Consider the following 4,914-nt stretch of genomic DNA (forward strand, 5'->3'; position numbering starts at 1 on the left):
GCCAGGGCAAAGAGGAGCCAGTGGCCCGGCGGCTGCACCGAACGTGGCCCGTCGGCCCAGTACTCTACAAAGCGCCGCTGCTCCGAGGTTAGCGCGGCAGTTAGCTCCATCACCTCGATCATCTGCTCTTTGTAGAGCGTGGAGCCAAACTCCGGCGGGGCGGGAGGCCGAATCGCCGCCGCCGAGCTCAGCGCAAACGGGGTCACTAGGCCCCAGTGCGGCGCGATATAGGCAGGAGTTGCGCCCGTGGGAAAACGTAGCTGCTGCCAGTACTTCGGGTCCACTACAGTGTCCGGGCCATTGACCGGGACATAGCCGGTTGTATCGGCGTAGTTTTTGAGCTGGTTGGAGCCATCGGTGTGGCGAAACTCCAGAAGCGCCTGCGCACACCGATTCCCAATCCCCACAGCGGTGGTCGTATCCGTGGAGGTGTTTGTCGGGGCGTAGCCCAGGCTGAGCAGGAGGGCGTCGAAGCTGGCCTTTCGTGAGGGATAGATGTCCACCAGCGCTCGGTAGGCGGCGTAGCTCACGGCTTGTTCCTTGTTGCCCTGCGTTCGCTCTCCCTCAGGCCGTCGTAGCGTCCCCCCCAGCCGAGTTCCAACCGCCACACGGTCGTAGCAGGCCCAGGCATCGAAGGCCGCCGTAAAGACCAAAGCAATCGCCCGGGCGTTCATCGGTGGCCCCAGCGAGGTGCTTGAAATAGCGTCCAGGGTCACCTCGGCCCAGAGGCGAGAGACCGTCGGCGAGACCTCACCCCCCCCACTCCCGCAACCAATGAGTGCGAGGGCAGGCGCAGTCAGAAGAGCCTGTGTCAGAAAGCGGCGACGACCCAACGGGGATGGTGTGTTCATAGCGAATTTCCTTGTGGAGCAGACGATACTCACCATGTTCAATACCACCCGTTCAAGAAGCCTGACAAATATTTGACAGAAAAATAATTTGTCAGGTTTTTCATCGTGGTGGTATTGAATCTGACAAAGAGAGATTTCTCCCTGAGGTACTTTGACGATGATACGACAAACCAAGGTTGGTGTACGCCCTGAGCTGGAAGTATTTACACGACGGCAGGTCTTGCAGCTCTGCGCGACAAGCGGCATTGCACTCGCCCTGCCCGGCTGTGGTGGGGGCGGCGGGGATAGCGGCGGTGGGGGAGGTGCCGGTGCGCTTGCCCGAACTAAACTCACGGGGGATCTGAGAAACCAGATAGAACAGTTCAATGCGGCGGTGGAGCAGGTAGGGCTAGGCTGGCAAGGCTCGTCGCCCGCCTGTGATGCCGCGAGGTCGTTCCTCAATAGCCCGGGCCATGGTCGAGGCCCCGTGGATGCGATTGATGCAATGCGAGGGGTTAGCCTCGTGATGGATGCGCTGAAAGACACCTACCAGCGAACGGCCCAAATGGGGCTCAAGCTAGATGACATGGGCCATGTTGGCGATAGCGTCACCACCGCAAATAGCCTAGTCGGTGATAGTAGCCTGAGTAATCCTCAGTACATGATGGCGATGCTAGACCGGCACTACCACATGATGAAGGCGCTCTGTGGGATCCAGAAAACCTTGTCGGTTGCGGGAATCCAGCCGCTTATCAACCTCGTTAGGGCAACAACGGATCCTTATGAACGGGTAGTCGGTTATAGCATCCTCGCCGATACCTTCAATACGTGGGTTGGCACACTCCTGAAAACCTCGAACAAACTCGCGAATCCCTCCCTTCTGCTCGCGCTCGATAGCACGATAAACCCGGAGACCATCGAGGCACAAATCGCACGGATTCCGGGGATTGTCTCGCAGCTCCCGATGCCAACGGGGCCACCACATCCCACCCGATCCCCGCTGGACTATAACCATCTGACATCCTACCTGGGAACCTTTGCCGATCTCTATCTCACGCTGCCGGCGGATACCTTGTTGCCCAATTTCTTCACTGCGACCGAGAAATTCTCAAACGGCATTCGCCGACTGGCAAGCGATTTTCGCACGAACCCCCATATCCAGACCCCCTTTCTCCAAGGGGCCTCGAAGGCTGCATTCCAAGACCTCGCCTTCAACTGGGCGGGAAAGGCGCTGGAGTTTGGTATTGGCGGCACAAACGGAATAAACGCTCGTTGCACCCTGGAACTGGGAAAGGCGGCTTTCGAGACCATAACGATGGGGGTTGCCGCCGTGGGTACCTCGGTGACTTTTGTCGGAGGCGTCGTCTATGGCGCACTCGCCGCCAACAGTGCCTATTCGTTTTATACTGCGGCACAAAAGTGTGAGGACGATCTCCTCAAGGAACAAGCCCGCCTTGCGGCAGAGAGCCTCAGGAGGCTGGATGAATCCTATCGGGTAGATGGAAATCTCCCTGCTGGACGTGGCGTTACTATTCCGCCAAGCGGTATTCATGAGCACGATCAGATCAGGGCCTTGCAGACTTGGTTTCGTAGCGCCAAATTTCCCCAGGATTTTGATTTTGACCGTATCACCATTGATCCCGAGGTGGAGCGTGGCACGTTGAATGCCATTGGAGGAGGGTCTGGGGGGGACTGTGAGGCAGCAGAAAAGGCTTTTCTCAAGTTGATGGTGGATTTTATGAAGCGCAATCGTGCCACCATAAATCCCATTGTGGTACCCGAAACGAATGTTGTTTCCTATGTGGCAAGCCAGTTTTCTGTGCTGGTGACGCGAGAGCCGGGGGCAACCCAACTGACGGTTCCCGCAATTACGGATGCGCAGCTTCTGTGCACGGCTAAGGGATTCATTCCAAGACGTGGCTCGGTCGATTTGACGACTATTCCGGCTATGCCAAGCCTTGGGGCACTACCGGTAACCTTTGGATTGGGGGTAAAAATCCATGCGAAGTAACACCATTACGCGAGAGAATTTTCTCGTTGCCGGACTATTTCTGTTTGTGGCAGGCTGTGGGGGTGGGAAGACGGAAGAGAGTGGGGGGACCGGGCGAGTGCGGATTCTGGTGGAGTGGCCTGCGCTCGGGCGAGCAACCTCACGCTACATCCCGACCTACGCCAAGAGCCTTGTGTTCGAGCTCTACCGCGAAGGAGACCCCGAACACCGCGTGACGCTTCTCGCCAACCGCCCCGACACACTGCCTGCGACGCAGACCATCGAGTTCAATCAGGTGCTCGCTACGGGAACCTATGTTCTGGCGGGGGTGGCGCGGGTGGAGAAAGACGGCCTTGGCTCCACGGTCGCCTCGGCACTGACCAACGTGATTGTTGCCGCTTTCAAGACGGCTGAAGTGGACATCACCCTTGCCAGCACACTGCGTACGATTACCATTCTCGGCACCCCCCTCCAGGTGCCCCAAGGAGGGACACTTAATCTCTCCGGCGAGGCACGTGATCCCGAGGGTAAACTGGTGTTGTTGCCTCCAGCGGCACTCACCTGGTCCGTGGTTTCGGGAGCTAGCCTCGGTAGCGTGACCCCAGGAGGTCAGTTCAATGCCACTACTGCGGGGACGGTGAGAGTGCGCTTGGCTGAGGCAGGAGCTGGCGTTACGGGTGAGGCTGATGTGGTAGTGATCGGTGCCTCTGCCCTAGCAACTTCGGCGGCACCCAAGGATCGCGGGGATGTACAAAACCGGGGACGGAGCTCGGGCTCGGGTGCCACGGGGGTGCAGTCTTGGCAGCGTGCACTCGGCGGTGGAGCGATTAAATCCACTGCGGTGGTGGGCCTTGATAATGCACTCTATATCGCGCCAACCGGTAATAGTTTCCAGAAGCTCCATCCCAGTGGCTCCACGATCTGGTCGGCACCGCTGGGTCAGGCGTTCCGGGGCACCCCCGCGATTGGCTCCAATGGGCTGATCTACGTTCCCAGCACGACGGGATTACAGGCCCTCGATATTGCGAATGGCTCCACGCGCTGGACCTTTGGCGCGGGAATCCGCCTCGACGGCTCCCCAACGATTGGCTCGGATAAGACCGTCTACTTTAGCTTCGGGAATCGGCTGACGGCGCTGGACGGCGAGACCGGGGCAAAGAAATGGGAATTCTTCAGCGCGGGCGGCGGCTCAGGTTGCCCAGCACTCGATGGACTGGGAACCCTCTACTTCGCCACCGACAGCGGTCGGGTCTATGCGCTGGATACTGCCACCGGAGCCAAGAAGTGGGAGTTTCGCACGCCTGGCACGGAGTTCATCCTGAGCTCCGTGGCGGTCGAGAACGGCACAGTCTACTTTGGCTCCTTCGACCACAAGTTCTACGCACTCAACGCCGCGACCGGGGCCAAGAAATGGGAGTTTGACGCGGGTGATGAGCTGAGCGGCTCCCCTGTGATTGGGCTTGATGGCACGGTCTACTTCGCGACGACGGGCATCTTTGTGGCCAAGGTCTTCGCGCTGGACGGTACGACCGGGGCGAAGAAGTGGGAGTACCAGCGCCACCCCAGTAACTCCGCAGTGTTCCTTGGGTCATCGGTGATCGGAGGCGACGGGACACTCTATCTCACCTCAACCTGGGGCGGTGGAACGCTGCACGCGATTGATAGCGCCAACGGCACCCTGAAGTGGGAGTTTGCACTATCAGCGTTCAGCTACTGCACCCCCACCGTGGCAGGCGATGGCACCGTTTATCTTGGGGATGAAAAGGGTCAGTTCTTCGCCGTGCACTAATGCGTGATTGATCACCTGCCTATGCGCCCGAAATCGTCGCCCGTAGCTCCCGGTAGCGGCGCTCGTCGCCGTGGATGGTGAAGGCGAGCTCTATAGCCGCACCGTGGGGGGTAGGATGTGCGATTTCGAGGCTGAGGCTGGCAACGCGGCCCTCCAGCGTGCCCCTTAAACTCTGGCAAGTCTCGGTGAGCGTGGACCAGGGGGCCTTGATTCGCACGAAGTCCGCAAACGTCTCCGGGGGGGCGTTGGCGCTCCAGAGATCGCTCTTCTGGCGACTCTCCAGCCAGCGCTCACCGTCATCTGGG

General features: G+C 59.4%; 4 protein-coding genes. 2 read left to right on the plus strand and 2 right to left on the minus strand.

Translation table 11 applies throughout. The features are described from left to right. The coding region (locus ACH2EH_RS09835) for a DUF6851 domain-containing protein (RefSeq protein ID WP_395141212.1) at positions 1–851 on the minus strand (851 nt) is incomplete at its 3' end. 157 nt (positions 852–1,008) lie between these two features. Between ACH2EH_RS09835 and ACH2EH_RS09840 the strand changes: the two genes are divergently transcribed. Continuing rightward, positions 1,009–2,841, plus strand: coding sequence for a hypothetical protein (locus tag ACH2EH_RS09840; RefSeq protein WP_395141214.1), 1,833 nt, complete (start codon positions 1,009–1,011; stop codon positions 2,839–2,841). Beyond that, positions 2,831–4,609 (plus strand): PQQ-binding-like beta-propeller repeat protein, encoded by a 1,779-nt coding sequence (locus ACH2EH_RS09845; protein WP_395141216.1) that lies wholly within the window; start codon positions 2,831–2,833, stop codon positions 4,607–4,609. Before ACH2EH_RS09840 ends, ACH2EH_RS09845 begins: the two co-directional genes overlap by 11 nt. Before the next feature lie 19 nt (positions 4,610–4,628). On the opposite strand, the gene ACH2EH_RS09850 is transcribed toward ACH2EH_RS09845, so the two are convergent. Beyond that, positions 4,629–4,914: hypothetical protein (locus ACH2EH_RS09850; protein WP_395141218.1), on the minus strand; the 286-nt coding region annotated here is incomplete at its 5' end.

The sequence above is a fragment of the Armatimonas sp. genome (assembly GCF_043760365.1).
Taxonomy (GTDB): domain Bacteria; phylum Armatimonadota; class Armatimonadia; order Armatimonadales; family Armatimonadaceae; genus Armatimonas.